Below are 1,740 nucleotides of genomic sequence, written 5' to 3'. Positions count from 1 at the left end.
CAAGGTGGTGGCGTCCGGAACCGAGCTGGCCATCGTGGTCGGCGGAGGCAACATTTTCCGGGGCCTCAAAGGCTCCGCCGCTGGGATGGAGCGGGCCACAGCCGACTACGTGGGCATGTTGGCCACCGTGATGAATGCGATCACACTTCAGGACGGCCTTGAACAGGCGGGTGTCCCGACCCGTGTTCAAACCGCGATTGCGATGCAGGAGGTGGCTGAGCCCTACATCCGCCGCAAAGCCATCCGCCATCTGGAGAAGGGGCGCGTGGTCGTCTTTGGTGCCGGTTGCGGCAATCCCTTCTTCACCACCGACACCACCGCGGCGCTTCGCGCCGCTGAGATCAATGCTGATGTGGTGTTCAAGGCCACCAAGGTGGACGGCGTCTACGACAAGGATCCCGCCAAACACGCGGATGCCGTGAAGTACGACAACCTCGGCTTCCAGGACGTCCTCAGTGGAGAGCTGGGAGTGATGGACAGCACCGCCATCGCCTTGTGCAAGGACAACAACATCCCGATCGTGGTGTTCAACCTGTTTGAACCTGGCAACATCGGCAGAGCAGTCGCTGGGGAGCCGATCGGATCGCGCATCGGCGAACCGCTCTGAATTCAGCGCCAACGACCTCGTCCAGCCCCTCTTCCTCTCCCATGTCGACCCAAGATCTCGAAGCCAGCATGCGCAAGTCGGTGGAGGCCACCCAGCGCAACTTCAACACCATTCGCACGGGGCGTGCCAATTCATCGTTGCTCGATCGCATCAGCGTTGAGTACTACGGCGCTGATACGCCGCTGAAGTCACTGGCCACCCTGACCACGCCGGACTCGCAGACGATTCAGATCCAGCCCTTCGACCTGTCCTCCCTCGGGCTGATCGAAAAGGCCATCGCGATGAGCGAACTGGGCTTCACCCCCAACAACGACGGCAAAATCATTCGCATCAACGTGCCGCCGCTCACCGAAGAGCGCCGCAAAGAGTTCTGCAAGCTGGCCTCGAAATACGCTGAGGAAGGAAAAGTTGCGTTGCGCAATTTGCGCCGCGATGCAATCGACAAGATCAAAAAGCAGGAGAAAGACGGCGATTTCTCCGAAGATCAAAGTCGCGATGAACAAGACGCAGTCCAGAAGACCCTCGATAAGTTCATTGCCGAACTCGAGAAGCACCTGGCCACCAAGGAAGCCGACATTCTCAAGGTGTGAGCGCTGCCGCTGGATCCGTTTGTGATGTCCTGATCGTCGGGGCTGGGGCCGCAGGTTCCGCTGCGGCCTTTCATTTGGCGGAAGCTGGCCATTCCGTCAAGCTCTTGGAACGCGACGCTGAACCACGGATTAAACCCTGTGGTGGAGGCATGGCGGCATCCGTACAGCAATGGTTTCCGTTTCCTCTGGACCCTGCCGTTGAGCAGGTGATTCAGCAAGTGGATTTCAGCTGGTGCCTGGACGACCCAGTGGTCGCCGCACTTCCCGGCGACGCTCCCTTCTGGATCGTGCGCAGGGAACGTTTGGATCAACTTTTAGCCGAGCAGGCAGCCCTGGCCGGTGCTGAATGCATCGCAGGGACGGAGATCAACGCCATCACCCGCATTGGCGAAGCTTGGCAGGTCACGGCCCAGGACGGACGCCAATGGACAAGCCGGGCCGTGGTCATTGCCGATGGTTCCGGGTCGCCTTGGCCCCAACAATTGGGCCTGGGCCCCAAACAGATCCAGACCGCAACCACGATGTCGGTGCGTCTGGAGGGCC

The 1,740-nt window shown here is 60.5% G+C and carries 3 protein-coding genes; all 3 read left to right on the top strand.

Annotated elements, in window-relative coordinates; translation table 11 throughout:
- A partial coding sequence (pyrH, locus tag ACGVJ8_RS03375; protein WP_392345485.1) for a UMP kinase occupies window positions 1-607 on the top strand: 607 nt, incomplete at its 5' end.
- A gap of 41 nt (window positions 608-648) precedes the next feature.
- On the top strand, window positions 649-1,197 hold the full coding sequence (frr, locus tag ACGVJ8_RS03370; protein ID WP_392345484.1) for a ribosome recycling factor: 549 nt from the start codon (window positions 649-651) through the stop codon (window positions 1,195-1,197).
- The coding region (locus ACGVJ8_RS03365) for an NAD(P)/FAD-dependent oxidoreductase (RefSeq protein WP_392345483.1) at window positions 1,194-1,740 on the top strand (547 nt) is incomplete at its 3' end. The genes frr and ACGVJ8_RS03365, both read left to right, overlap by 4 nt.

Origin of the sequence: Parasynechococcus sp. (assembly GCF_042954245.1) — a bacterium.
In the GTDB taxonomy this organism is placed as follows: Bacteria; Cyanobacteriota; Cyanobacteriia; order PCC-6307; family Cyanobiaceae; genus Parasynechococcus.
Note: the sequence above shows the minus strand (reverse complement) of the source record. Positions and strands in the feature narration are given on the sequence as shown.